Genomic DNA, 25,830 nt, shown 5'->3' with positions numbered 1-25,830 from the left:
GAAGCGCTGCGTATGCGGTCGGAGGCACTGTGGATGCGGTCAAAGGCGCAACAGGAGCGTGAGTCCGATGCTTTCTGATGGTCTGTCGAGTTGAGTTCAGTTGATGAAGAGAATGTACTTTACTCTGCACCAATCAACCACATCAACCCCGATCGCATAATCACTCTCATTTTTTTCAACTTGTTCCAGGAGACTGGCTGGTAATATTTTTTGCAGGATGACAAGCCAGTAATGAAATGTATCATTAGCCTCAGTTTTTGAGATTCCAAATTGTAACCCTAAAACCTCAAATGTTGGCATTTGTCTTAAATAAAATAGATATAAACATACTTCTTCGGAAATGCCCAGTTTCGGTTTCCGACCTCCTCCTTTGGAGTTTATCCGTACCTCCTGACATTTTATCTCTGATTGAAGTAAGTTATGGTGGATTTCGGCGATGTTCAACAAATCACGAAACTGTTGATTGGTTATTCCCAAAATTTGTTTTGTTCGGTGCGGATATTCTTGAATATAATGAAGTGGATTTTTCATTTTGGTAGACGGTCAAAATTCCGTTCTACTATTTTTTTGACTTTTAGTTAATATTTCGGACGTGTCTATTGGGTAAAGCTCCCATTTAATTTACTATTGGTGATAATTTTACAGATTGTGCCCAAACTCTGTGTTCAAATTAAAACCTTCAATTTACCACACTTTCAAGAAATAGGTTCAAAAACCATTTGGGGAATCAACACTTCGTCTTGTAATTGCCCAATACCTAAAAAGCGAGTCTCTTGATCATAAACTCTCACTATTCCAGAAACATCGAAAGTTAGAGAAATTCGCTGACCTTGACACCATTTTTGAGCAGATGTTGCTGGTAAAGTTACAGATGACAAATGTTTCAAGGCAGTATCAGGTACAAAAGGTTGAAATGTCTGGGCTTGCAGTTTAGTTTCTAAGTCTGTGAAAGTGAGACTATCTGTTAAATCAAAACCACTGCTTTGGGTGCGGATCAAAGCCGCAAGAGTGCCACCAGTTTCTAAAATTGCACCTAAGTCACGAGCGATCGCTCTAATATATGTACCAGAACCACAGGCGATCGCCACATCCAATTCGGGAAAATCTCCTTCTCTCCAGTCCAAAATATCTATCTGAAAAACTTCCACTGTTCGCACTGGAACTTCCACCGTTTTACCTTGGCGTGCTAAGTCATAGAGACGTTTACCATCCACTTGGATTGCACTGTAAATAGGTGGTATTTGCTCAATCTTACCTTCAAATTGTGCCAGTGCAGTTTTCACCTCTGCTAAACTCAATCCAGCACAAGGTTGAGAAGTGATGATTTCACCTTGTAAATCATCGGTTGTAGTACGCACACCCAGCCGAATGGTGGCTTTGTAAGCTTTGTTTTCTGGCAGATACTGCAATAATCTTGTGGCTTTACCAAGGGCGATCGGTAATACCCCGGTAGCTGCTGGATCTAAGGTTCCCGCGTGTCCCACACGTTTGAGGCGCAACAATTTTCGCACCCGCGCTACACAGTCGTGGGAAGTCCAGTCAAATGGTTTGTTTAAGTTAAGAAAACCTTGAAATAACACAAAAGCAATAGTTACAGCTTCTAAATTCTATAAAATACTCATCAATATAATGCTCAAAACATCAATATTCAGCAGTTAATACTTCATAAAGCATTAATTTATACGCATTAACCAGGCTGAAGATATGCTCTTACCGCCGATGCTGCATGACGATGAATTTGTACAGTGCGTAAGTCCGATCCTAAATGAGTTAAACCTTGTCCATTTTGAAACCTGGAGTAGTGTGGGCATCTTGCCTGCTACGACAATATGGCAGAAAGATGTTCCCACTACTTTTAAAAACTATGGTTCTCAAAATAGATGTGGTTTATGAACAAAAAGATCCCCGACTTCTTGAAGAAGTTTAGGATTTGAGCCTTTCCGTGGAGAGCAAATCAAAATAGGATTGCTCTATCATCAAAAAAGTAAAATGGTATTAGTATAGGAACCCAAAAAAAGGACTAACCATAATAGATCAGTCCTTTCTTTTTTCAAATAAGAGTGATGATTAGGAGAATATAAAGTCCCCAGCAGCCAGCGTCGGAGTAACGGCGGCGAGTTTAATCAGTAGATCACTTTGATTCAGAGTACCTACAGTGGCATCATTACCCAAGATATAGGTATCACCACTATATGTGAAAGCACCAAACTTGCTAGCGCCGATTGCCGTAGCAGCACTTGCAAGTGCGGTGCTCAAGCTGTTTGCACTAGCGACGGCTGCTTGTACCGCCGACTGACTAGTCAAACTACCGCTATTGAATACACTTCCACTAAGTTCGATTTTATCTGTTCCTTGCGTGAAAGTATTAACGGTATCATAGGTATCGGTAGTACCCCCTGTAAAGCTTCCTGCATTGGAACCTGCGATCGAGAAGACAAAGGTGTCAGTACCAGCACCACCTGTTAATACGTCTTTACCAAGACCACCTACTAATCTACTAGTAGTACCACTACCACCACCTGTTAAGATGTCATTACCATTACCACCTATTAATATGTTACTACCACCGGTACCACCACCACTAGCGGTTAAAGCTGCTTGGAAACCAGTAGCGTCAATATTTACATTGATGGTGGGCGTTGCAATTGTGAGGGCGCTGTCACCCGTCACTTTAATCGCCACAGTACTAGTATTAACAGTGCCTAGACCAGTGCCTAGTGTGATCGAATTAGTAGCAGTTGCAGCATCTTTCTTCTTAGATGTTATGTTGAGCGTGGTAACACCAGTTAAGTTTAAAGCGCTGATTGTCGCAGTATCTTGAAGCGCGATATTAGCAGCACCAGTCCCAGTGAGAGCGAATGTATTAGCTGTAGAACCTGCTAGACTAGACCCAGTACCTGCCAAGGTAAAGGTATTGCTTGCAGTCGCCCCAGTAACTGCGATATTACTTGCTGACGTTAGTGTGAATATCTCGTTTGGAAAAGCAGTAATCTTACTGCCATCGACTGTTAGACCAGTACCTGATAAGTTCAGTACTTCAAAATTTTTGACAGCGTTGAGAGCTGTATATTGAGTGGCAGTGGGTTCAACAGTCAAACCCGTAAGTATTAATGTATCCGTTGTGCCTGCACCACCGTCAAGCTTATCGCTGGCGTCGAAGTTGGCTAATGCAGAGCTTAAGGTATCATTTCCGCTACCGCCCGTGAAGGTAGTATTTACGACACCAACTGCCACCTTAACACCGCCTGTGTTTGCGCTGGCATCAATCGTTGATACTGTCGTCGAGGTAGTAGCACCTAAATCTAGTGTGCCAGCACCAGTAATTTTCAGGGATGTCGTAGCCGTTGGTAGTGTTAATGTCTTAATAGAATTATTCCCTAAACCATCAGCGGCAATGTTAAGGGTAGTGAGTGCAGCGTTGATACTGCCTGTGTTTAAATCAGCCGTAGTGACTATGGCATCCTTGATGGACAAGTTTGCACTAGTGGTAGTAGAACCAAAATCAGCCGTGAGCGTCGTGACAGTCGTGGTAGGGGTGGCACCGGCGGTAAGGGGGGCACCTTCAACACCAAAGGTAATACCACTAAGTCCCTTGGCAGTAAAAGCGGCTAGGGTACTAGATAGACCTTTAATAGTGACTTGTTGAAGACCTGTAGTTTTGCCAGTGAAGTCAATTGTGGCACCAGTAGTAGGATTTATAAGTTCTACTTTTTCAACATTTGATAGAGTTGGGACAGCAGCAGTACCATTAGCATTTAAGTATTGGAAGGTATCAGTGCCTGCACCACCATCTATCTTGTCAGTGGCTTGGACTTGATCTGTTGTTGATGTACCAGTGTTAGCGCCTGCGAACGTGTCATTATTTGCTGTACCTATTAAGTTGTCAAATAGCGAGGTTGTCAGAACACTGTTTATACCGACTGTCGCTGCTGATATGTAACCAGTGATCTTTGTATCAACCGCCGTATTACCTGCTGTAACTGATGCAGGGTCAGAGGTAATCGTATTGAGGATAGTTGTTGAATCTGTAAATGCCTGCGAAGGTGGTGAGATAATATTATTATTCAGCAGTCCATTGGTAAACCGCGTGGCAATGTCAACCCTATTTTGCAAAGCTGTTATGTCTGAACCGCTAGCACTTTGAACTAATGTGAGGATAAAGGTCGAAGCTTGATTCGATCCTTGAGTTTTCAACAGATTAACCCAATAGTCCAATCCTGTCTGCTCTGCCGACCGACCGAAAGCATTACGGTAGATTGAGTTGACAAATGCAGTGGGATCGGAGATATTAGGCAAGGCCAAGTAAGCATATTTATCTTTTGACTCTTGTGCAGTACCAAAACTAGTAGCAATACTTTCAAGAGATACGCCTTGTTGACCTTGCCCTACCCAATAATTAAGACCAACGAGATCAGGGGCACGATTGAAGTAGGTCACATAAAGCTGGGTAATTGAATTCCTGTCTGCTGTAGTCATAGTTCTATTTCACTCTTTATTAATGTCAAGACTATTTTTAGTTTTAGCTGGTTCACTTTTTGAATCACTAGTCGATAGTTTGGCAAACTCAAGCATAAAATCATCCAGTGTTTATACTGAACTGTTTTGAGAGCACTCTTATATAATTAAGTAGTTTAACGGTTGATTTTATACAATTAAGTAGTTCAAAGGTTGATTTTAGTAATTGCTCAACCCCCTTGACAAGAGGCAGAGATAGAGATTAGCTGAAGGAATGGAAATAACTGCCAGAGCTAAAACAACTATAAGAATCAGGCTAATTTAATTATTCACACCTACTTACTTATCTGCATTGTGATGTGAAACCAGTCGAATAGATATTCTGGTTGAGTCGATGGGGGATATTATTCCCCGCACCTCTCAGTTAAATCTGGGCGTGCGACTTTCGCCGCACCCAGCTTCCGATGTTCTCAGCTTTCGCATTTGCTCATGTGTTTGTAATCGTGGCAACTCTCATGAATTGCTTCAAGATTATTTTTCTTCCAATTGGCGTGATTTCCGTCGATGTGGTGCAGGTGTACCCGTTCCTCATCGATGAATTTCAGACCACAGGAAGCACATCTATGGTTTTGCTTCTTAAGAGCTTTAGAGGTTTCGCCGTCGTAGAGCTTGCTTTTACGTTCGCTCCAGTAAGCTGTATCTCCGTCATAGGGGGATTTTGTTCCTTTGACCATGACGTGTTTGTTTTCGGAGTAGGAAACTGATGGGAACGCTTTATTAACTAGCTTTTCACTAGATTGGCGTGTCTGTTTTGATTCCTTATTGAATACCGTGTAAGTTCTATGGTCTAGGAACCAAAGGGAATACCTTGACCCGTCCATCTTGCAGAACTTATGGTAATTTCTCCAACCTCTAACTATTGGTGATAGCTTTTCAGCCTTCACTTTAGAACCATAATTCGAGTTGTTGACGATGTGTTTTACTTTCTTATGGAACGCTTTAAAGTTATCCAATGAGGGAGTACTTCTAAACTTTCCATTGCTTTGAACTTTGAAGTTCCAGCCGAGGAAATCAAACCCATCTGTCGCGGCGGTAACTTTGGTTTTCTTTTGGCTTACATTCATTCCGCGTTTGCGGAGAAACTCGCTGATTCTTTCAAGTATCTCTGTTGCATCGTCTTCGGGTCGGAGTATAATAACCATGTCATCCGCGTACCGGACTGATGGTTCTTTAATTGACTTGTTTGAAGTCTTGTCGTGTACCTTGCAACCTATTTTGTAGTTGTAGTGGTATCTGTGTATACTCTCAATCCCGTTGAGTGCAATGTTTGCTAGTAATGGGCTGACCACTCCCCCTTGTGGGGTTCCTTGTTCAGGAAATCCTGGATTTACCCCTGCCTTGAGGCATCGGAAAATACCGAGTTTTAAGCCTTTGGGGGCGATGAGTTCGTCCATTATTGCTGAGTGATTAATCCTGTCGAAGCACTTTTCGATATCGAGTTCGATAACTCTTTTTTCTATTCCATTTCTGGAGGAGTTGAGGTTGTTGTAAATGTACGTTTGTGCATCATGGGCAGAGCGCCCAGTTCTGAACCCGTAACTCCTGGCGTGGAAAGTGGCTTCGTGTGCTGGTTCGAGTGCATATTTTGCTAGGCATTGCCAAGCTCTATCCGCGATGGTTGGTATCTTTAGCATTCTGGTAGTCCCGTCCTTCTTGGGGATGGGGATTTCCGGTAGTCCTTGATGCTTCCAATTTCCACTATTCATTTTCAGTAGTTCTTCAAGGTTGAAGCGTTCTTCAAATGAGAGGGATTTCTTACCATCAATACCCGCCGTCTTTTTGCCAGCATTTAGCTGAGATACTTGTCTTATTGCAAGAAATCGAGCCGAGGTGGATTTAAGAATAAGCTTTTGGAGTGACCTAGCCTTCCGCTTGTCTCCAACTTGAACAGCTTTAAATACGCGCTTTTGAAGGCGGAAAAGATTTCGGCGGAATTTCTTCCACGGTAAGGCTTTCCAAGATTCACTAGTATGTTTACTGTGTCTAATCATTTTCTCTTCTAGAGTTTGTATTTTCTGAACACCTCAGACCAATTACGGTCTGTCCTACCCGAATTGTGGGGATTCCTCCGCTCGTCTGGGCTACTTGGGGTTCGACTGCCCCTAGACCCACAGTTCGTTTTTATTCGTTCCCTCGGAGAGATTGTTTGTTCCGTTAGATGTAGCCAATTCGACTACTGGATTCCCTAGACTCTTTTGCCGTTACTGAATGCATTGTTCGGCGGGAGTAAGCTCCAGTGAGGTCAGGGGATTTTGAGTTGCGCCCTGCCTGACGGTAAGTCGCTTTTTTAGGCTCGGTTTCATCATAGGAACTCCCTGTTAGCGCCAGTGTCAACCCGCAACGGTCGTCTGATTGCGCCCTGTTCCCAGCTTCACTCTACAAGAATCGAGCTTGTTCGGTGTGGGCAGATAAGGAGTCAATTCTGAGTCTGAATGGCAAGACTTACACTTGCATCTGACCGAGAGTTCAGCCTCTGGTGGCAGTGATCTGCTGTCGGGCTGGCTTAGTTATGTACGGGCTGGTTACCGTGATTCCCTAAGCAACGAATCGCACGCATTCTCCGCCTCTGATCACAGTGGAAGCAGCCCCTTAATTAGGCTAATAAAAAGACCTTTCTCTGGTTTGACTACGCAAAACCTGTCCCTCTCCGGCCCGGAGAGGGACAGACTTGAATTTTTAGATGTAATTATTAAATAAAAATCGTCACATGCAGCATTGCAACGCCGACATCCAATATCCAAAATCCAAAGTTGAGTATGAAGTTAGAGGCTTTCTTTTGAAAGTATTGAGCTTTGTGGCGATCGCTACCAAGTGCTTGTGCTAATTCGGTTTTACTCAGCGACTGGACGAGACTCAATCCAAGAGACTTACTAGAAATGCTTTGGGTATAGGCGGCGTTGAGGTAAGAGACGTATTTTGGTCTTTTAGCGACGTAAGTTTGGAAGAAAGGTAAACTTAAAACATTCATGTAACGACGCGCTTGAGAAGCATCACCAATCATATCGGCAGGTAATGCTACTTGTTGATTTGCAGGGTTACCATTGCCAATGGTGGAAAAGTGGGTGCCACCTACAAGCATCACGAGATACTTTTGTGAATTAGCGAACCAGGAGAAAGGTAGAATTTGTTCGGATAAAGCTGGTGCAACTGTATCATCACTACTACTGACAATCATCACTGGAGTTTTAATTTGACTTAAGCCAGCTTTGCCGAAAATAGAACTAGTAATGGGATTAACTGCGATCACAGCTTTTACTCTCTCATCCCGCAGGTTATAATCCTTGGCAGATTTGCTGATGTTCAATTCTAAAGCACGACACTGGAGCAGTAAAGACATGTTCCAGGTATTTTGCAGCGCCGCTGGTTGACAGTCTTGTTTTAGCTGCTCAAAGTTGATTTTAGCGCCTGCCAGGGCCAAAGCTGTGTAGCCTCCCAAAGATTGACCAAATACTCCAACTTGTTGCAGATTTAACCGACCTTTAAATCGTGAATCAGATTGGTTACCTTTTTCTAATTGATTCAATATATATGTTATATCCAAAGGTCGGTCTTTAAATTCACTTGGTTCTGCTACATCATTGGCGCGTCCATTCAACAGAGAATGTAATTGTTTAGCATCACTACCAGGATGATTGGGAACGGCGACGGCAAATCCGTAGGAAGCTAGGTGAGTGGCTAAATATTGAAAGTTGCTGCTGTCTAAACCCAAGCCGTGAGAAATCACAATTACGGGTGCAGCATTCTGGACATTGGGAATATAAACATCAGTTAATAAAGGTCGATTGCGGGTTGAGTCGAAAAACTTCAGGGCATATTTTTGTGATTTAAACTTTCCCGGAACCTGTAAATCAGACAATTGCGAGAAAATTGGTTGTTTTATGGTATCAGCTTCAATCTTAGACTCTTGGGTAACTGCTGCGATCGCTCGATGGGTTTTATTAACAAGTTTCTCCAATTCTGTAGCTATTTCCAAAGTCTGCACTACATCAAGGTTAATCCTGTTGGTGGGATATTTACGCAACACATTCAAAAGTGTCAAGCCTCCTGATTCAGCAGAGGCTAAAATTACTGCCGAACGCAAAGTATGAAATTCTGGTTCTGGTTGAGAAGATTTGGTTTTAATCACTTGCGCCAACCGATGCAGCAAAAGTTCTCCTTGCGGTGTGTAGAGAAATTGCGAAAGTACTACCGGACTAACTTTCACACGATTAAGTAAAATCTGCCGCAATTCTTGAAGCTGTTGAAGAGGCAGATATTGCTGATAGGCTGCCAAATCGTCGTCAATTACACCTGTTTTAGTGTATTTTTCTAAAGTAGTGATTGAAATAGAAAGCTCTAAAGCTGAATAAGATGCATAAATCCGCTCTGCTGCCAAGACAGAATTACTAATTCCAAACGTTGGCAGCATCATTGAAAGAACCAGCAACAAGAAATTTTTTCTCAGGGTGCTGGCCCAATTACCAAACAAACTATTCATCGCTCAACTGTTTCGGTGGTCTGTTTTTATTCGGTGTTGGCTTTGGTAGTTATTCGGACACCCTGCTTGTTTTACTTAAATTATTAGCCTCAATTTTATCAAAACAGAATTTAGGAGTCAGTCGTTATAATTCAGGATCAATTGTGTATGACTGACGATTAGAAAAAGCTTTATCTGACTCCTGAATTCTGATTTTTGATTCTTATTTAAGAATTTTCATCTTGGCTATAAAGTCAAAAATCAGATACTACGGAGTCACACAGATGAGTAAAATATCCACCTTACAAGAGGCTGACTCCAGTAGTTTTCCTTCACCATCAAATCATAACAAATAAAAAATATTCTGCCTCAGTATTTATGTTGTAGCTTTGAATATGGCACAAATTCACTAAATGAAAAATCCAGTAAAAATCCGGAAAATCCTTTCTATTAATCAGCTTTTACCAAAGCGATCGCTACTGAGCCTGTGACTACTAAAGCTGCTCCTAATATTGCGATGAAAGTGAAGTGTTCTGCTGGTATCCAATAAGGTGCAATAACTGATACAACTCCGACTGATATTAATGTTACAATGGGAGCTAAAGCTAATACTGCGCTTACTCGTGATGCTTCCCAATGTTCTAATGATTCGGCAAAAGCACTGTAAGCGATTAAAGTATTCAAAGCACAAAAAAGCAACATTCCTAAGTGTAAAGTATCAAGTATAAAAAGCGATTTTACTCTGGCTAGAGGAGTGAATAATAAAGCACAGCCCCCGTAAATAATCAGCATGATACTAGAAGAAGATAAAGATTGTAATAACTGCTTTTGTGCCAAAGCATAAATAGCCCATGCTGCGGCTCCTAGCACAATCAAAACACTACCTAGTATATATGTGCCATGCGCTGTAATTAAATTCCTTAGTTGTTCACCAAAAAATAAAAGGTAACCGCAAGTTAGTACACTTATACCAATCCATTGATACAGTCGATAACGTTCTTTAAAAATTACTAACCCTCCTAAACCTAATAAAAGGGTAGATAATTGAATGAGAACTTCAGCGTTAGCAGGTGATGTTAGTGCTAAACCTTGCATGAAGAAAAAGTAATTAATTCCTAAAAAGATTGTAGCGATCGCTAATAATTTCCCAGAAGCAAAAAACAATTGTTCTAACTTTGGTAATTTACCGCGTATTCCTAAATACACAGCAAGTAGGAAAAAAGATACCAAAAAGCGAAACCAAATGACGGTATATACATCAAGCACTTGCAAAGTTACCGTCAGAGCAATAGGTAAAATTCCCCACAATAAGACCGTCAATAACGATAACGCTAGCCCTAAGCGCCACCGACCAGAACTTTGATGCAGTGACATTCAAATATCCTACTCAAAGTAGGGCTAATAACAAGCTGAAACACATCTATTTTGCATAGCTATATTTTATCAAACTCTTGTGGATAAAGGATATTAGCAGCTTAGTTAATGCAAATTAAAATAGAACAGCTTACCTCTCCTATTCAATTTCTTGATAGTCATATGGCGTTTTTTGTTCACATAAAATTTGTAAATTTATGTAGTTACTTTACATGAATATTAAATTTATCAATTTCACGTAAGTATATAATTTATCCGTTGTTATTTTTTTACAAAAAACTATGGGGTTTATACCCTTCATAGGCTTAGTAGTCTTTATTACAGGCTTATCAATTTACTTGCTACTGACCTCAAAAGGTCGATTTTTGCTCAAATTTTTGGTGACAAAAATAAAGCCCCAAGAGTGGAGATTCAGATATGGTAAGATTAACCACCTGAAATCAAGATTTTTAAGGACTATAACAATTGCTGCGATTATTCTAGCAGCAGTAATAGCTGGAAATACTGTATCAGCCCAGGTTACGCCGCCTCTAGCTTCGCTCAAGACCGTATCGGTTCCAGAACCTGGCAATCTTGGAGACTTTGTAAAAGACAAAGTAGCCGCGATCAAATTAGGAAAGACTCTTTTCTGGGATATACAGGTTGGGAGCGACGGACTGACCTCCTGTGCTAGTTGTCACTTCCATGCTGGAGCCGACAATAGATCCAAAAATCAGATTTCTCCTGGGCTTTTGCGGGTTAACGCTGATCGCACACCGAATCCGGATACAGTTTTTAATGTCGGTGGCGCGCCAAACTACCAGCAAAGAAAAGAAGATTTTCCCTTCCACAAGCTGTCAAACCCGAATGATCCCAAGACCGTTGTGTCTGACCGTAACGATGTCAGTTCCTCTCAAGGGGTCTCCAATACGAAGTTTGTTGATGTTAAACCTGGTAGCGCGGAAGACGAAGCAAAAACCGAGCCAGATAAGGTATTTAACGTGGGAGGTACGAATGTGCGCCGCGTCCAGGCGCGTAACACGCCAAGCGTAATTAACGCTGTATTCAACTTCCGCAACTTCTGGGATGGAAGGGCGCAACGGATCTTTAATGGGGTGAATCCCTTCGGTTTAAGAGACCCTAACGCCTCTGTGGTAAAAGCAGAAAACCCAAATCAGCTCAAATTTGTCAAAATCAGCCTGAATAATTCGTCTTTGGCTTCCCAGGCGCTCGGCCCACCACTCAGTTCCTTCGAGTCGTCTGCTGATGGTCGCACTTTTCAAGAAATTGGTGATAAGTTCGGGCGAATTGACAACAGAAGATCTAGCAGCGGACTGCCGCTAGATAATCTAGATAATATTGGTGATACTCTGGTTGACCCGCTACTCAGTTCTGTTGAAGATATTACTGGTAATTTGGGGCAAATTGGCAACATAAAATCTATCAACGGACTGGTGCAAAATGTTCTGTCAATTAGCGGTACAAAGCTCCCTCGAGTACTGGCGCAAAAGTTAACTAGCCTCAGACCGCTAGGCAAACAGGTTGTGCATCCACAAGACAGCGTTTTAGGTGCAGACAGTAGATCGCCTCTACCCGGACTGAAGGATAGAACCTACGAGCAGCTGGTTAAAGATGCCTTTAAGCCGCAGTGGTGGAAATCTAATCGACTCATCCAAGTTGATGCTCAAGGTAGACGGACTTTTGTCAACACGCCTGATAACTCTTCCCAAACCAATGAGTACACACTGTTGGAGTATAACTTCTCGCTATTCTTTGGGCTTGCAATTCAGTTGTACGAGTCTACACTTATTGCCAATGATACGCCCTTTGATCGCTTCTTGCAAGGAAACACCACAGCCCTAACCAAGCAGCAGCAACTAGGTAAACAACTGTTTGAGGGGAAAGGTCTGTGCATTGGTTGTCACGTTGGATCAGAATTAACAGCTGCTTCAGTGAGCAACGTGGCTAAAGAGGGACGAATCAAACGTGCGCCGATTGGTGCAAGATCCCCTGAGGACAATGGCTTCTTCAATATCGGCGTCAGACCTGTTACGGACGATCTCGGTTTGGGTGGTAATGACGGTTTATCTGGTAACGGCCAAGGTAATCCGCTTTCAGAGGCACGATTGGCTCAGTTAGGGAAATTTCAGGCTCTCCTCGGCGAAAACCCCCCCATTCTCAGTCCACCGTTGAGTCCTAATGAAACTGTGTTTGCAGACGGAGCCTTCAAAGCACCTGGACTTCGCAATGTGGAACTCACTGCTCCCTACTTTCACAATGGAGGTCAGGCGACTTTAGAGCAAGTGGTTGATTTTTACAATCGGGGTGGTGACTTTGGAGTTCTTCCGCCGCTGAATCTCTCACCAGAAGAAAAACAGCAATTGGTCGCCTTTTTAAAGGGACTGACTGATGAGCGAGTTCGGTATGAGAAAGCGCCCTTTGACCACCCGCAACTGTTCGTTCCGAATGGACATCCGGGTAACTCTACCTCTGTTACCAATGACGGTACTGGCAAAGCCACGGATAGCCTACTAGAAATTCCTGCTGTTGGTAGGTATGGTGGTACTGGCACTCGAAATTTCCTGAACTAACTAGCAATTTCAGTTAGTAACTCAGGTGTGGGAGTAGGGCAGCAGGGGGAAAACTTTTAACTCTAGGACTTACGCAAAAATTGCTAACTTCGCTTAATTTATTGAACCGCCAAGACGCCAAGAGCGCCGAGAATTCGTAGAGTGTGCGTAAGTCCTAAACTCTTAACTCCTAACTCCCCACTCCCCTTAACGGGACTGACAAAAAATAAATTATCCAAAATTATTTGTACATTTTTAGGGGCACAAGTGTAGGGGCACAAGCCTTGTGCCCCTACAATGAGATATTTTTTTAACTGGAAGTCCCTTAAAAGTGATCAGCCATCCAAGGCGACGCACCTGCAAATATTTGCGTAGCTGTTAAAATAGCGGTTTCTGTCCCATGCAGTTTTCCGGCTATTTGTAAATGGTAGGGGGTGAACAAACTTGTATACAATGGTGCCAATTCTCGGATATCTAGCTGCAACTCACCTCTTCCACCTCTGGTAACTTCACCACGTCCGTTGGCGACAGAAAGAATGAATTTACCATTATTTCCAGTTAGCAAATTATCTTGAATTTCTAAGTGCAGTTCAGCTTCGATTCCCGATGGATAACCCCGCGCCTCCAGCGCCTTAACTATATCTATTACTCGCAACATCCAACGGATCGTATTCCCGATCTTGGCAGTCTGCTCTGGTAGCAGCAATGTCAGGGCATCAATCACAGAACTCCTCCATCGCACCCGGTCAATTTGAGAGCGATGATTGGCAAGAAAAGACCAAAAACTTTGTGCAGCAGTATCTGTGAGTATTACCCAATCTTTGATCCGCAGAATTGCGCCATCCTCTGCTGAATGTTGGCTGAAGAGAATGTAGCCTTGGGGTTTCTCTTTAGTACCGATAAAATATGCGTAAAATGTTTCCTTCTTATCTGGTTGGATTAAGCGCTCCCAGATTGCTGGATGTCGGTCTAAATATCCATGCGTTTGTCTCGCCTGCTGCTGATATAGCTGATGAAAGATTTCATGATTGATGCTCACTATTGGTTCCAAAGGTAGGGGTTGCTCCCGCACCTGGATACTGTTAGCAGCAACTTCCCAATCACATCGGTGACCCCCCTGCTCATACCCTACTTTTCGGTACAAGCCTTGAATAGAGGGATAAAGAGCAGAGAGCGCTACGCCCCTAGCATAAAGTTCTTTGAGGGTGTGCTGCATTAGAGCGATCGCAGCTCCTGAACCGCGATCCTCTGGAGCAATGCCCACTGCCGCAATTCCTGTCATGGGTACACGTTGACCACCCCACCACTGACCCATATCCAAAGTTGCCAATCCACCAATTACTTGCTGCAATTTACGGATAATCCGGAAATTTTCTACGCCAATGAGATTGATGTAAACTTCCTCGCCACCAAATGCGCTGATATAACACTGCTCAAAGATATACCCCAGCTGCTGAATATCCTGTGGATGGGCGAGAGTGCTGTATTCAAATTGAGCCGTCATCTCTTATACCATTAATAATACAAAAGCAAAACTATACTACAACTAAGGTTGCTTAAAATTTGACCTTCTGAGGTTCAACTTTGACCTTCTGAGGCTCAATGTTGACCTTCCGAGGCTCAATGTTGACCTTCTGAGGCTCAACTTTGACCTTCTGAGGCTCAATGTTGACCTTCTGAGGCTCAACTTTGACCTTCTGAGGCTCAATGTTGACCTTCTGAGGCTCAATGTTGACCTTCTGAGGCTCAATGTTGACCTTCTGAGGCTCAATGTTGACCTTCCAAGGCTCAACTTTGACCTTTTGAGGCTCAAACTTGGACTTCAAAACCTGGGTAATATCAAAATCTAGATTATAATTCCTAAGAAATATTTTTGCCTCAACAAAATACCAATGAATGTTGTCATCAATTTATTGCTTTTTTTGCTGCCGATTCTAAGTAGCCTTTTGATTGTCCAAACTTTCAACCCTCTGTCTTCTTATCAGCCTCTCCAGGTTATAGACGGGGCAGCTTTATATAAAAAACAATTAACTAATGGTAACGAAGCCTATTTACAAGTTATTGACCTTCGCAAAATGCACATAGACCAAATTACCGGAGAGGTAGATAATATGGGTCTAAATGAAGGGAAGTATTATAAAAGAGAAGGTGGATATTACAGCCCTTTTTTCAAAACCAAATTATTTTCTGAAGTAACAGACGAATATAAGAAACTTTACACAAACAACGTTTTTTCGGTGATTAATTGTTCTTTTTTTGAGCAATACCAATCTAGTTCTCAATTATCCTTTCCAATTAAACTAAATGGTGTAGTCATCAGTGGTGGTACTAGCCCTTATGGTCCAATCAAGCAACCAAAAGAGAAATACTATACTAATATTCACCTCAAAGCCCTAGTCTGGAATAGTAAGCAGGCATACATTACTGATTACGACCAAGTTAGTGGTGCGCCTCTCAACCAAAAAGCAGTGAACAATGCCATTGTCACTTACCGATACAGCGATCATCCGGCGAAAGTATTAGCCCAAAACCAAGCGAATAAGTATCAAATCATCGGTACTCTGGACAAAGATGGTGTTAAGGGTGACGAGCTTTTGTTGATTATGACGGTGAACCAAGCAACTCTGGACGAGACAGCTGATTTATTACGTAAATTAGGAGTTAAAGGCGATATTATTACCGTTGACGGCGGTAGATCAACTTATTTGTTCAATTCGCAGAACGGAAATATTATTGTTCCACAACTGTCTAATCCTCAAGAAAATCCGGCTTTCCGACACCTACCTCATTATCTGGGATTCCGTAATAAAATCAAAAATCAGGTTGCGCCAAAAATCTTGATCAGTCAGCCAGTGAAGAAAGTACTTCCAAAGAAGGATCAACCTTATTTAATATTGTGGCGGGATAATTTTGACGGTGATGTCTCGATTAAGTTGTACGATGGAAACAAACTTATCCAAAACATTTCTTCTCGTACTGCTAGCGATGGAGTTTATGAGTGGACACCAGGTATTTCCGTAAAAGAAGGCTATTTTGTTCGCATTTATAGCTGGAAAGACCGGAATATTTTCGGGCAGTTGCAATTGTAATAAAAATCAGCGCTGTTTTTAGCGGTGCGAAATGGGAAAATGAAATGGATAACTAGCTAAACACAAACCTCTCAACAAGGTTGGCGGTGTGGCAGTGATCGGAATTGTCATCGTTTCTCACAGTAAACAACTAGCTCTGGGTGTGCGGGAACTCGCCGCGCAAATGGTTCACGGCCAAGTTCCTATAGCTGTTGCAGCAGGTATTGAAGATTCAGAAAACCCATTGGGTACAGATCCCATCCAGGTTTATGAAGCGATCGCTTCTGTTTTCTCTGATGATGGTGTCTTGGTGTTAATGGATTTGGGTAGTGCTTTGCTGAGTGCAGAAATGGCAATAGAGTTTCTCCCAGAAGCACAGCAGCAAAAAGTATATCTGTGTGAAGCACCTCTAGTAGAAGGTGCGATCGCTTCTGTGGTGGCGGCTGCTGCTGGTAGGGACATTCACCAAGTGATGGCGGAAGCCCGCGGCGCACTCCTAGCAAAAGCAACTCAATTGGGTGTAGTTAGTAGTCCGTTGTCAGTTGTCAATAGCAACACCCCAACAACAAATAGAGAATCACCAACGCCAGAAATCCGGTTGATTGTGAGCAATCGCTTAGGATTACACGCCCGTCCCGCAGCACAGTTTGTAGCAACCGCAGCCCGGTTTCAATCCCAAATTCTGGTGCAGAATTTAACCAGAAATACTGAGCTAGTCAGGGGTGACAGTATTAACCAAGTCACAACTTTAGGGGTGCGTCAAGGACACGAGCTAGTGATTACTGCTACTGGTTCTGATGCAGATGAGGCGCTGGCAGCATTACAGGCATTATTCGCAAATAACTTTGGTGAAGATAATGTTGCTTTGAATTCTCCACCAGCATTTCACCATAAAGTTACTCCAGCAACTCACGGCGAACTTTTGGGAATTGCAGCTTCTGCTGGAATAGCGATCGCACCCATTGTTCATTATCAACCCACCCACATTTCGATTAAGCAATACCACGTAGATGATCCTGAGCCAGAGTGGCAACGAGTACAAGCAGCAATTCACACTGCCCGACAGGAAATCCAAGCAGTTTTTTCACAAGCATCTATTCAAATTGGTGATGCTGAAGCCGCCATCTTTGATGCCCAACTACTATTTTTAGAAGATCCAGTATTGTTAGAAGCAGCTAAAGAGCGCATCTTAGAACACCATCTAAATGCTGAAGCCGCTTGGCAAGCCGTAGTAGATGAAGTAGCAACTTCCTACCACACACTTGAAGATTCTTACCTACAAGAGCGAGTTGACGATGTTGTAGATGTCGGGCAAAGAGTGCTGCGATTACTAGCTGGGAATGCCCCTGCAAAAGTGCATCTTCAGGAACCTGCAATTTTGGTGGCGACTGATTTAACTCCCTCAGATACCGCTGGACTAGACCCGACAAAGGTGTTGGGTATTTGTACTACTTCAGGTAGCGCTACTTCTCACAGCGCCATTATCGCCCGGACATTGGGTATTCCCGCAGTCTTGGGAGTAGATGCCCAGGTGTTGCACTTGGCGGATGGTACAGTTATGGCACTTGATGGTGAAAGTGGCAGAGCTTGGGTAGAACCAGAATCACATATCCTAAATTTACTGGCAGCAAAGCAGTCAGCTTGGCAAACTGCCCAACACCAAGCACTAGCTACGGCACACCAGCCAGCAATTACTCGTGACCGTCGGCAAGTTAGCGTCTTCGCCAACATTGGTAGTATAAGTGATGTCCAAGTTGCTGTGGCTAGCGGTGCCCAAGGCGTGGGGCTACTCCGCACTGAGTTTCTCTATCTCGACCGGACAAGCGCCCCGACTGAAGAAGAACAACTAGAAGTGTATCAGGCGATCGCCCAAGTTTTAGATAATCGTCCGTTGATTATTCGTACCTTAGATGTAGGTGGTGATAAGCCACTCCCCTATCTGAGAGTAGGGTTAAGAGAAGCTAACCCTTTCTTAGGTTCGCGGGGAATTCGTTTCTGTTTGGATAATTTAGATTTGTTCAAAACTCAGTTACGGGCAATTTTGAGAGCCAGTGTGGGACACGAAATTAAAATTATGTTGCCGATGATTACTACTGTAACGGAGGTACGTGCAGCTAAAACAATCTTGGGTGAAGTGCAGGCTGAACTAAATCAAGCTGGTATCCCTTTCGATGCAACAATGAAAGTAGGAATTATGGTAGAGGTACCCTCAGCAGTGGCGATCGCTGATCAGTTAGCCGCTGAAGTAGACTTCTTTAGTATCGGCACTAATGATCTGAGTCAATACGTCATGGCTAGCGATCGCACTAATCCCCGCGTGGCAAATTTGGTTGATGCGCTACACCCAGCAGTGTTACGAATGGTGCAGCAAACTATCCAAGCTGCCAATGCGGCAGGGATTTCGGTAGGATTATGTGGAGAATTGGCAGCTGATACTTTAGCAACACCAATTTTATTAGGTTTAGGGCTGGATGAGTTGAGCGTGAATCCTCAAAGTATACCTGGAGTCAAGCAAGCGATCGCTCGGTTTAGTGTAGTTGAAAGTGAAGCGATCGTGGCATCAGCATTACAACAAGATTCCGCAGTTCATGTCAGAGAACTAATCTCAACTTCAGTTACTCCGCCTGCATAATACTAATTCACAATTAATCCTTAAAAATCTTATTCACAGTTGCCCGTTAAAGCCACGAATAGAATTGTAGTCGGAGACTGGGAATGACTACTTTGAGGCTCCACCTCCCTTACTAGCAGCAGCATCCTTACTCAAAAGTGGACACATCTCGCAGCACATTAGGAATTTCCCCTTGAGAAAAAGGAAACTCCAGCAAGGTTTCTCTAAGACCCAAATACCCAGATTCAGCAAACGACAAAAGCATTCGTGAAAGCGCTAGCCAAACCTCCGGTTCGTATTCCCAATCACGATAACGGGAAGCTTGACCAGCAATTGAACGTAGCGCCCAGAAATAAGAGTTCCGCACCACCGAACCACCTTTCTTAAACTCTGGCAAATCTTCGTGCTGGATAAAAAGTATTTTATTTTCAATTCTGGCTCTCATAGCAATTTTGGATTTTAGATTAAAAGTAAATCTTAATACTGATTACCTGTGAGGTTGCATAGAACCAGTTACTCAAGCCCGTTGTTTCACCAAGCCTGATTTTGTAAAGTTTCACAAAAAATTGCTATAAGTAGCGTGCGTTACGGCTTTAGCCTAACGCACTAAATTGGATGGCGGTGTGTCATCTTTACCAAAAAACTCTTTAATGAATTTCAAATAATCCTATTTATCCCAATAATCTAGAGACTTTGCAATCACAAAATCTCTAGATTTAATACCTAAAAATTGGCGTTTAAACCCACACGAAAAGTGAATCCAGGGCTATAGATGCGATTAACTCGCTCATATTGCTCACCTAGTAGATTTTCTAAGTAAACTGTCAGTCCTAAATTCCTAGTTAAAGGTATACGACCGCTCAAATCTAAATTTACAAAAGATGGTGCAAAGTCTGTAGTCTTGTCACCAGGGTTAGTAAAGAAGGCTCTACGAGCGCCACTATTGTAAGTAACATACAAGTTAGCCTGCCATCCTGCATTTTCATAACCTACACCACTTTGGAGTACAGAGTAGGGAATCAAACCTAACTGTAAACCTCTCTCTGCTCCTGTTTTTATTTGGGAATCTGTATAAGTATAGTTGAGGAAAGTTGACCAGCCAGCCGCAATTCTTAATTGCAAAGCAGCCTCTAAACCATTGGTATCTACTAGTCCAATGTTTGCCCATTTTCCATCTATTACTCCCAAGCGATCGCCTATACTACTACCAAAGTAAGTAAACTGTCCAATTAGATTTTCCGAAAAATTGACATCTACTCCTGCACTCCAAGTAGAGCCAGTTTCCGGTCTTAAATTAGGATTAGGTTCCCAACCATGAACTGTATCATAAACATACAACTGATCTAACCCAGGATTGCGTTGTCCCCCTGCCCAACTTCCACGCACTGCTACTATTGGTGTGATGGCATAACGTAACCCAACACTAGGGTTGAGATAATTTCCAAACTGGCTGTCAAAGGTTTGCCTTAGTCCTAAATCTATCAAAAAATTCTCACTAATATTCCAAGTATTGACAGCAAATAAAGCTGTATTCAATAAATTCCTATCTTCAGTTTCGTTCTTGGCAATACTACTAGGATTTGTACTCAAAACATCACCAGTTAAGTCGGTGTTTTTCAAATCTAATCCCCAGCGTAATTTATTATTGGAAGTAACTTTCCACTCATGATCTACCCTGGCTGTGAGTTGTTGTGTATCTAAAGCTCCTATACGGTAAAATGCTCCCGTAGGGCCATAGGTGCTGAAATAATCTTGGTTATAACCAATTGAGGTTGTCAGGTTAGAGCTTTCCCCATTACCTAGCCGAGTTTTCCAGGATAAGCCAACGTTTAAACCATCGTGGTCTAATCTATCTCTTTGAAGAGGAAAACCAAAATAAATTAAACCGCGACGACTGCTGAGTTTAGTAACATCTAAATTCAATGAATTTTTCTGATCTAAATCTAGTCCAATGCTACCAAAGTAGGTACTTGTAGCTGTGTCTGCATTTGAGAAAAACCCCTGACTATCACGATTTGCTGCACCTACGGGGACGCGGTAACGGTTATCTATAAAGAATCTTTCAAAGCTAAAGTTGTACTTTACATTATCAGATGAACCACCATAGCTCAGTTGTTGATTATTTAAACTCAATGAGCCAAATTCTGCACTACCACTCAATTTAGGTTTGCCATAACCTTCCTTGGTAATTATATTCACAACTCCCCCAAAGGCTGAGGAACCATACAATGCGGAGGCTGTGCCACTGTATAATTCCACTCGTTCAATAGTCTCTACAGGAATACTATTTAAGTCAGTTCCACCATGATAAGTATTGACATTATTGTTAATTGGTCTGCCATTAATCAAAAATACAGACTGATTAATTGAGGCTCCCCGGTAGTATGTACCTGTGTGAGTATCTGCACCATGACCTACATCATTGATCGCAAAACCAGGCATTCTTTTCAAAATATCAGCTAAACTTGTAGCGCCCTGCTTTTGAATTTCTTCTTTATCAATTACGTAAGTTGGAGTAGATTGAGGTAGGTTATCTTTTTCTCCGATCGCTTCTATGTAAATGTCTGCATCATCGCTGGGAGTTTGCTCTGTTTCTGATTGAGTTTCTGGATTAACTTCATTCGGTGCAGATTGTTGAGTTAATAATTCGGCATTAATAGCGGGTAGCTCGATTTCACTCAAACTCGGAATATCTGAAATAACTTCGGTTGATTTATCAGTATTTCTCTGCTTAATTTCACTCTCAGCAGCAAAGCCAGGAAACGCTATCAGTAAACCTGGTAAAGCAGCTGTTAGCAACAAAAAATCCTTTTTCACGTTCTCTTTCACACCAACTAAAAACAGTCACCACGTAATATTGTTGCTGTAATAGTAAAATCATGTCAAAAGACACGCTGTCATATTTCCACGACTTAGATTTTCAATTTTTTTAAGAAATCGCTAATTTTGCTCTATTCACAAATAATTAAGTAGGGCTATAGCAGTTTGTAGCTGAGTAAGGTACAGAAAAAAATAATTAACCATAGATAAACACACATACTCGTAGGGACACGGCAATACCGTGTCCCTACCCATGTACCTGATTCAAATGAGAATTGCTATATAGCAATTTTAATTGTGTGAAGTATGTAAAATTTTTCTATATACAACATTACAGTTTCAAAAACTATTTTTACTCATAACTCTAATTAAAAAACGCAGAGTTTCATTTACTGCTTCCGAATTGGGAAACATTTCTACAACATCAGGCTCTAACAAAACTGTCAATTTTTCAATATTATTGTGATTATCTTCGCAATTTCTCACATTCTTGTCCGTCAAACTACGATTTGATTGAGTTTTATTCTGTGTTATGGTTGTTTGGTAAGATGCAGCATTTAATTTATTAACTAGCGATTCCCAACTACTAACTTTCAGGTTAAAGTGAGCCTTTGCATCCCGTAATGTTTTAAACTGTTGTTTTATAATATCAATAGTATAAATATGTTTCTGAGATACCTGTTTCTCTACATTAAGGTCTAACTCAACCATATCAACTACTTCACTAATAAGTCGGTCATGATTTTCGGCAATTTGAGCAGCAGCCCCTAAAATCCGAGAAGTTGTTTTTATTTGTACATCAGTCTCTTGTTTAAGGCGATCAGCAATACTGCGAATTTGATCTCCCAGCCTTGCTTTACCTTGTTTTCGCGTGATTGGGAGTGATTTTTTGCTCATGAGTATGCTTATTTATTCAGAAAGTATATCTTTAATAGCCAGCCAGATGCGTTTAAACTTTTGTACCAAACCCATAGGATTGTTAGTTGTTTCTTCTTCTACCGAATCAACTAAAGATTGAATCCGATCCATACGTTCTGCTACAACGTAAAGACTATTTACTGCTTCATCTTTACTTTCTAAGGATTCACCTAGTAGCACAACCATCTGGGCAATTTCTCGTTTTAGTCGTTCATTCTCGGCTTTCCGGCGAGTTTCCCATCCCTTAATACCAGCTTTAGAACGTCGCTCATGCTTGAGTTCTGCTTTAGCCTCATTATATAAAGTTAAATACATTTCTCGTTCAGAGTTTACTGCGTCATATTTGGTAAGCAATTCAGTCGCTCTCACTTTTTCTGCGTTGTAGAGGCAGAGGGTTTGTTTATGACTTTGTTGTTCATCAACATAGAACTGGTAATTTTGAGTGACTCGCTCTTTTAGCTCATTAGCTTCGAGTTGGCAACTTTGGATCTCTCGCTGGTAAACATGAACTAACTGGGATATTTTCGTTTTTTCTTCGTTGTAAAGGTAGAGCGTCTTTTGATGATTTTCTTGCTCATCAATATAAAAGCGATAATTTTGAGAAACACGCTCTTTTAGTTCATTAGCCTCAATTTGGTAAGTTTGAATCTCTTGCTGAACATGAACTAATTGGGATGCAGCTTCCTGGTATTCTTTTGCACGTTCTTGCCACTCATCACGTTGAGATGCAGTTTCCTCAAGATTGGTACGGACGGTCATTAATGAAAGTCTTAACTCATAAGGAGGAGTTGGTTCTTTCTGCCGTGAGTGAGGATTATTAACAGCGTTGTCATGATTAGAATCTTTGCGATCCGCTCTTTTCATTGCCATAATTTCAGTTCCTACGTAAACATTTGTTATAGTAAAATGTTTAGTTTAGCCAAGATGAACTTATTGAAGTGTGATCTCGGTTCTACTGGTAATATGATCTGACACTGAGTTGAGATATCTTTTATTCTTTCTCAGGCGCTAAAATTCCCAGAGTGCGATCTCCAAGGGCTAGAGATATTGCGCTTCATAAGCAAGCTAGGCTCCAAAAGGCTAAGGGCAATGAGCCTCAAAGCCTCTTTCCTTGTAGCAATTACGAATTACGTTAGCCTTGATAAAACTGGAAGCTTCGCAAACAAAATAGAATGATTCAAACCTTACGCAAACTAGTTACATTCGATGAATTCGTTGCTAAATATCCTGACAACACAGGAAAACATTATGAATTGCATGATGGAGTAATAGTCGAGATCCCGCAACCCACAGGTGATCACGAAGAGGTAGTTGGATTTTTAGCCTTTGAAATTACTAGAGAATGTATTCGTTTAAATCTCCCCTACTTCATACCTAAAACAGCATTAGTCAAACCACCTGAAAATGAATCTGCTTACTCACCAGATGTGCTGATATTAAATCGCTCTAATTTGGGAAACGAACCTCTATGGAAAAAAGAATCTACTGTAAGCCAAGCGGAATCAATACCCTTAGTAGTTGAGTTAGTGAGTAGCAATTGACGTGATGATTATTTAAAAAAGCTTCAGATGTTTTTTATAAATTAGCGATCGCTATCAACTACAGCAAAATATTTCTGAAGTTCAATCGCCTGATTGAAATTCTCTGTTGCTACCTGGTAATCACTGCACACCATCTTATCTCCACCCAATTATAAGAAATCACCCTCTGTAATTTGTGTGATAATTATGGGTGATGAATGTGCAGATTCAGTCAAACAAATCAAATATAAAGCAATAATTACACTGAAAAAAATCGCCATAAATTAATCATAAATATCCTATTTGACAATTTTGGCAACCATAAAATTAGCAGGACAAAAAGCCCCACTAATTGTTAATCCTTGAAGTTAGATTTTAGTCTACTTCCAGTCTTTATCTGCTTGTGAAAGTACATAAGCAGTTACATCTTCAATCTGGTTAGGTTTCAAACGTTTGCCGAAAGCAGGCATGGCATTTTTACCTTTTGTAACTTGGGCGATAATCGCCTCCGCTGAGTACATACCATACTTTTCCAAAGCATCTTTCTTCAGGTTTTTTTGCGCTTGAACCAGATTCTTACCTCCCGCGTGACAAGAGGCACAATTGGCACTAAATACTTTAGCTCCACTAACAGCATCTGCTGCCAATACTGGACTACTGAAGGCAAAGATAAAGATTGCTATGCCTAAAAGCATTACTGTAATAACTTTTTTCATTTGGTGTTCTCTCTCTGGAATAACGGCTTATTCGGTGCAATATCCTCCATAATTGTCAGTTGAACTGCTGCCATAGTCAAATGACAATCTGTCAAACTTCCCTTGAAAGTTTTTGGATTTTGAATATTCCGGCTTTTAGATTCAGAGATGTTAGTACAGAGCGATGTCTGATGATGAAAATGCAAGTTTATATAAATTTAAATACTTTATAATCAACAAATGATAGGTGTTTAAGGATAAAATGTTTAAGATGAAAATTCTCTTGCTTCATCCTTTGTTCTTTAGTTCACAGCTCCTAACTGATACCAACTACCTGTCAATCAATTTTGGCTTTTAGATAATAAAATTTAGATTCATCCCAGCAATCAAGTCAGGCGATGCACTGAGCGTAGCCGAAGTGGCAAGGCATAAAATGTTTGGATTTTGGATAATAAAATTCTTTTCGCGTTTAAATTCGCTTGCTCTCAAACATTTATAAATAATGGAACGCAAGAATATTCAATCCACAATCCAAAATCCAAAATTTAAAATCTAAAATTCGGTGAGGTTGCTCTAGAACTTAGAGATTTTGCCCCTAGTCTGACCAAGCTTTATTTTGTGCAGTTTCACAAAGAATTAGTATGAGGAAGCATATCTTCTGTGACACGGCAAATTTGCCAATCATCTAATATAGATGCTCCTATACTACGGTAGAATGCTTTAGCTGATTCGTTCCAATCCAACACACTCCACTCTAACCGTCCACAATCACGTTCTACAGCTATCTGGGCTACTTTAGTAATCAGAGCTTTACCAATACCTTGCCTGCGATATTCTGGTAAAACAAATAAGTCTTCCAAATAAATTCCTGGCTTAGTCAAAAATGTTGAATAATTATGAAAAAATAGGGCAAAACCAACAGCTTGACCCGCAGATTCTGCTAAAATTGCTTCTATATACTTGTGCGAACCAAATAAATGCTCCTTAAGTGCCAGAGCATTGCCAGTGACAGCGTGAGATAATTTTTCATACTCAGCAAGCCCTTGAATTAATTTAAACAGTACGCTGCAATCACCTGGTTCAGCAAAACGCACAATCAAATTGCTACACGAAGTCATTAGTCTATAGTCCATAGTTCATAGTCCATAGTCTATAGGCAAGTGTGCAAATTTTTTGAGTCATCACTAAACAAAAGCTTAAAAAACCTACAAAACACCGGGTTTTTGCGAATTGGAGTCGGCGAGGCTGAAGAAATATAATATACAGATACAAGCTCTCTAAATTTCTTAGAAATGTGGATTTAG

General features: G+C 41.5%; 17 protein-coding genes and 1 pseudogene. 4 read left to right on the top strand and 14 right to left on the bottom strand.

Features of this window, described 5'->3' with window-relative positions:
• Positions 1-96: 96 nt before the first annotated feature.
• The 6 genes from V7K40_RS21240 to V7K40_RS21215 form a co-directional block, all read right to left on the bottom strand.
• Positions 97-531 carry a transposase family protein gene (locus tag V7K40_RS21240; RefSeq protein WP_334963139.1) on the bottom strand — a complete coding sequence of 145 codons (435 nt, stop codon included), beginning with the start codon at positions 529-531 and terminating at the stop codon, positions 97-99.
• Between the two features lie 164 nt (positions 532-695).
• The gene (truB, locus tag V7K40_RS21235; RefSeq protein WP_334963137.1) at positions 696-1,580 is read right to left on the bottom strand and encodes a tRNA pseudouridine(55) synthase TruB; all 885 of its coding nucleotides are present in this window, start codon (positions 1,578-1,580) and stop codon (positions 696-698) included.
• Positions 1,581-2,067: 487 nt separating this feature from the next.
• Complete coding sequence (locus tag V7K40_RS21230; RefSeq protein WP_334963135.1) at positions 2,068-4,476, bottom strand: DUF4214 domain-containing protein; 2,409 nt, start codon at positions 4,474-4,476, stop codon at positions 2,068-2,070.
• Between the two features lie 449 nt (positions 4,477-4,925).
• On the bottom strand, positions 4,926-6,506 hold the full coding sequence (locus tag V7K40_RS21225) for a reverse transcriptase domain-containing protein (protein WP_334963133.1): 1,581 nt from the start codon (positions 6,504-6,506) through the stop codon (positions 4,926-4,928).
• Positions 6,507-7,204: 698 nt separating this feature from the next.
• Positions 7,205-8,992 (bottom strand): alpha/beta hydrolase, encoded by a 1,788-nt coding sequence (locus V7K40_RS21220; RefSeq protein ID WP_334963131.1) that lies wholly within the window; start codon positions 8,990-8,992, stop codon positions 7,205-7,207.
• Between the two features lie 429 nt (positions 8,993-9,421).
• Positions 9,422-10,345, bottom strand: a complete 924-nt coding sequence (locus V7K40_RS21215) for a DMT family transporter (protein ID WP_334963129.1) — start codon at positions 10,343-10,345, stop codon at positions 9,422-9,424.
• Between the two features lie 281 nt (positions 10,346-10,626).
• On the opposite strand from V7K40_RS21215, the gene V7K40_RS21210 reads away from it, so the two are divergent.
• The gene (locus V7K40_RS21210) at positions 10,627-12,915 is read left to right on the top strand and encodes a cytochrome c peroxidase (protein WP_334963127.1); all 2,289 of its coding nucleotides are present in this window, start codon (positions 10,627-10,629) and stop codon (positions 12,913-12,915) included.
• 304 nt (positions 12,916-13,219) lie between these two features.
• Here V7K40_RS21210 and V7K40_RS21205 read toward each other — a convergent pair whose 3' ends face one another.
• Complete coding sequence (locus V7K40_RS21205) at positions 13,220-14,398, bottom strand: GNAT family N-acetyltransferase (RefSeq protein ID WP_334963125.1); 1,179 nt, start codon at positions 14,396-14,398, stop codon at positions 13,220-13,222.
• Positions 14,399-14,450: 52 nt separating this feature from the next.
• Entirely contained in the window at positions 14,451-14,720 is a 270-nt protein-coding gene (locus V7K40_RS21200) for a hypothetical protein (RefSeq protein ID WP_334963123.1), read from the bottom strand.
• 66 nt (positions 14,721-14,786) lie between these two features.
• On the opposite strand from V7K40_RS21200, the gene V7K40_RS21195 reads away from it, so the two are divergent.
• Positions 14,787-15,983, top strand: a complete 1,197-nt coding sequence (locus V7K40_RS21195) for a hypothetical protein (RefSeq protein ID WP_334963121.1) — start codon at positions 14,787-14,789, stop codon at positions 15,981-15,983.
• Positions 15,984-16,077: 94 nt separating this feature from the next.
• Entirely contained in the window at positions 16,078-18,594 is a 2,517-nt protein-coding gene (gene ptsP, locus V7K40_RS21190) for a phosphoenolpyruvate--protein phosphotransferase (protein WP_334963484.1), read from the top strand.
• A 127-nt stretch (positions 18,595-18,721) separates the two neighbouring features.
• Here the strand turns inward: ptsP and V7K40_RS21185 are convergent, their stop codons facing one another.
• From V7K40_RS21185 to V7K40_RS21170, 4 genes are all read right to left on the bottom strand, one after another.
• Complete coding sequence (locus tag V7K40_RS21185; RefSeq protein ID WP_334963119.1) at positions 18,722-19,018, bottom strand: hypothetical protein; 297 nt, start codon at positions 19,016-19,018, stop codon at positions 18,722-18,724.
• 278 nt (positions 19,019-19,296) lie between these two features.
• Complete coding sequence (locus tag V7K40_RS21180; RefSeq protein ID WP_334963118.1) at positions 19,297-21,390, bottom strand: TonB-dependent receptor; 2,094 nt, start codon at positions 21,388-21,390, stop codon at positions 19,297-19,299.
• Positions 21,391-21,732: 342 nt separating this feature from the next.
• On the bottom strand, positions 21,733-22,290 hold the full coding sequence (locus V7K40_RS21175) for a hypothetical protein (RefSeq protein WP_334963116.1): 558 nt from the start codon (positions 22,288-22,290) through the stop codon (positions 21,733-21,735).
• 12 nt (positions 22,291-22,302) lie between these two features.
• A complete protein-coding gene (locus tag V7K40_RS21170) occupies positions 22,303-23,181 on the bottom strand; it encodes a hypothetical protein (RefSeq protein ID WP_334963114.1) in 879 nt (292 codons plus the stop codon).
• Between the two features lie 302 nt (positions 23,182-23,483).
• On the opposite strand from V7K40_RS21170, the pseudogene V7K40_RS21165 reads away from it, so the two are divergent.
• Positions 23,484-23,849 (top strand): annotated as a pseudogene (locus V7K40_RS21165) (Uma2 family endonuclease); the annotation flags it as partial.
• A gap of 362 nt (positions 23,850-24,211) precedes the next feature.
• Here V7K40_RS21165 and V7K40_RS21160 read toward each other — a convergent pair.
• Both V7K40_RS21160 and V7K40_RS21155 read right to left on the bottom strand, forming a co-directional pair.
• Positions 24,212-24,547 (bottom strand): c-type cytochrome, encoded by a 336-nt coding sequence (locus tag V7K40_RS21160; RefSeq protein ID WP_334963112.1) that lies wholly within the window; start codon positions 24,545-24,547, stop codon positions 24,212-24,214.
• 605 nt (positions 24,548-25,152) lie between these two features.
• Positions 25,153-25,644, bottom strand: a complete 492-nt coding sequence (locus tag V7K40_RS21155) for a GNAT family N-acetyltransferase (RefSeq protein WP_334963110.1) — start codon at positions 25,642-25,644, stop codon at positions 25,153-25,155.
• Positions 25,645-25,830: the final 186 nt, after the last annotated feature.

Source organism: Nostoc sp. (genome assembly GCF_036917195.1).
Classification (GTDB): Bacteria; Cyanobacteriota; Cyanobacteriia; order Cyanobacteriales; family Nostocaceae; genus Nostoc.
This window is presented reverse-complemented; position numbering and strand designations above follow the sequence as displayed.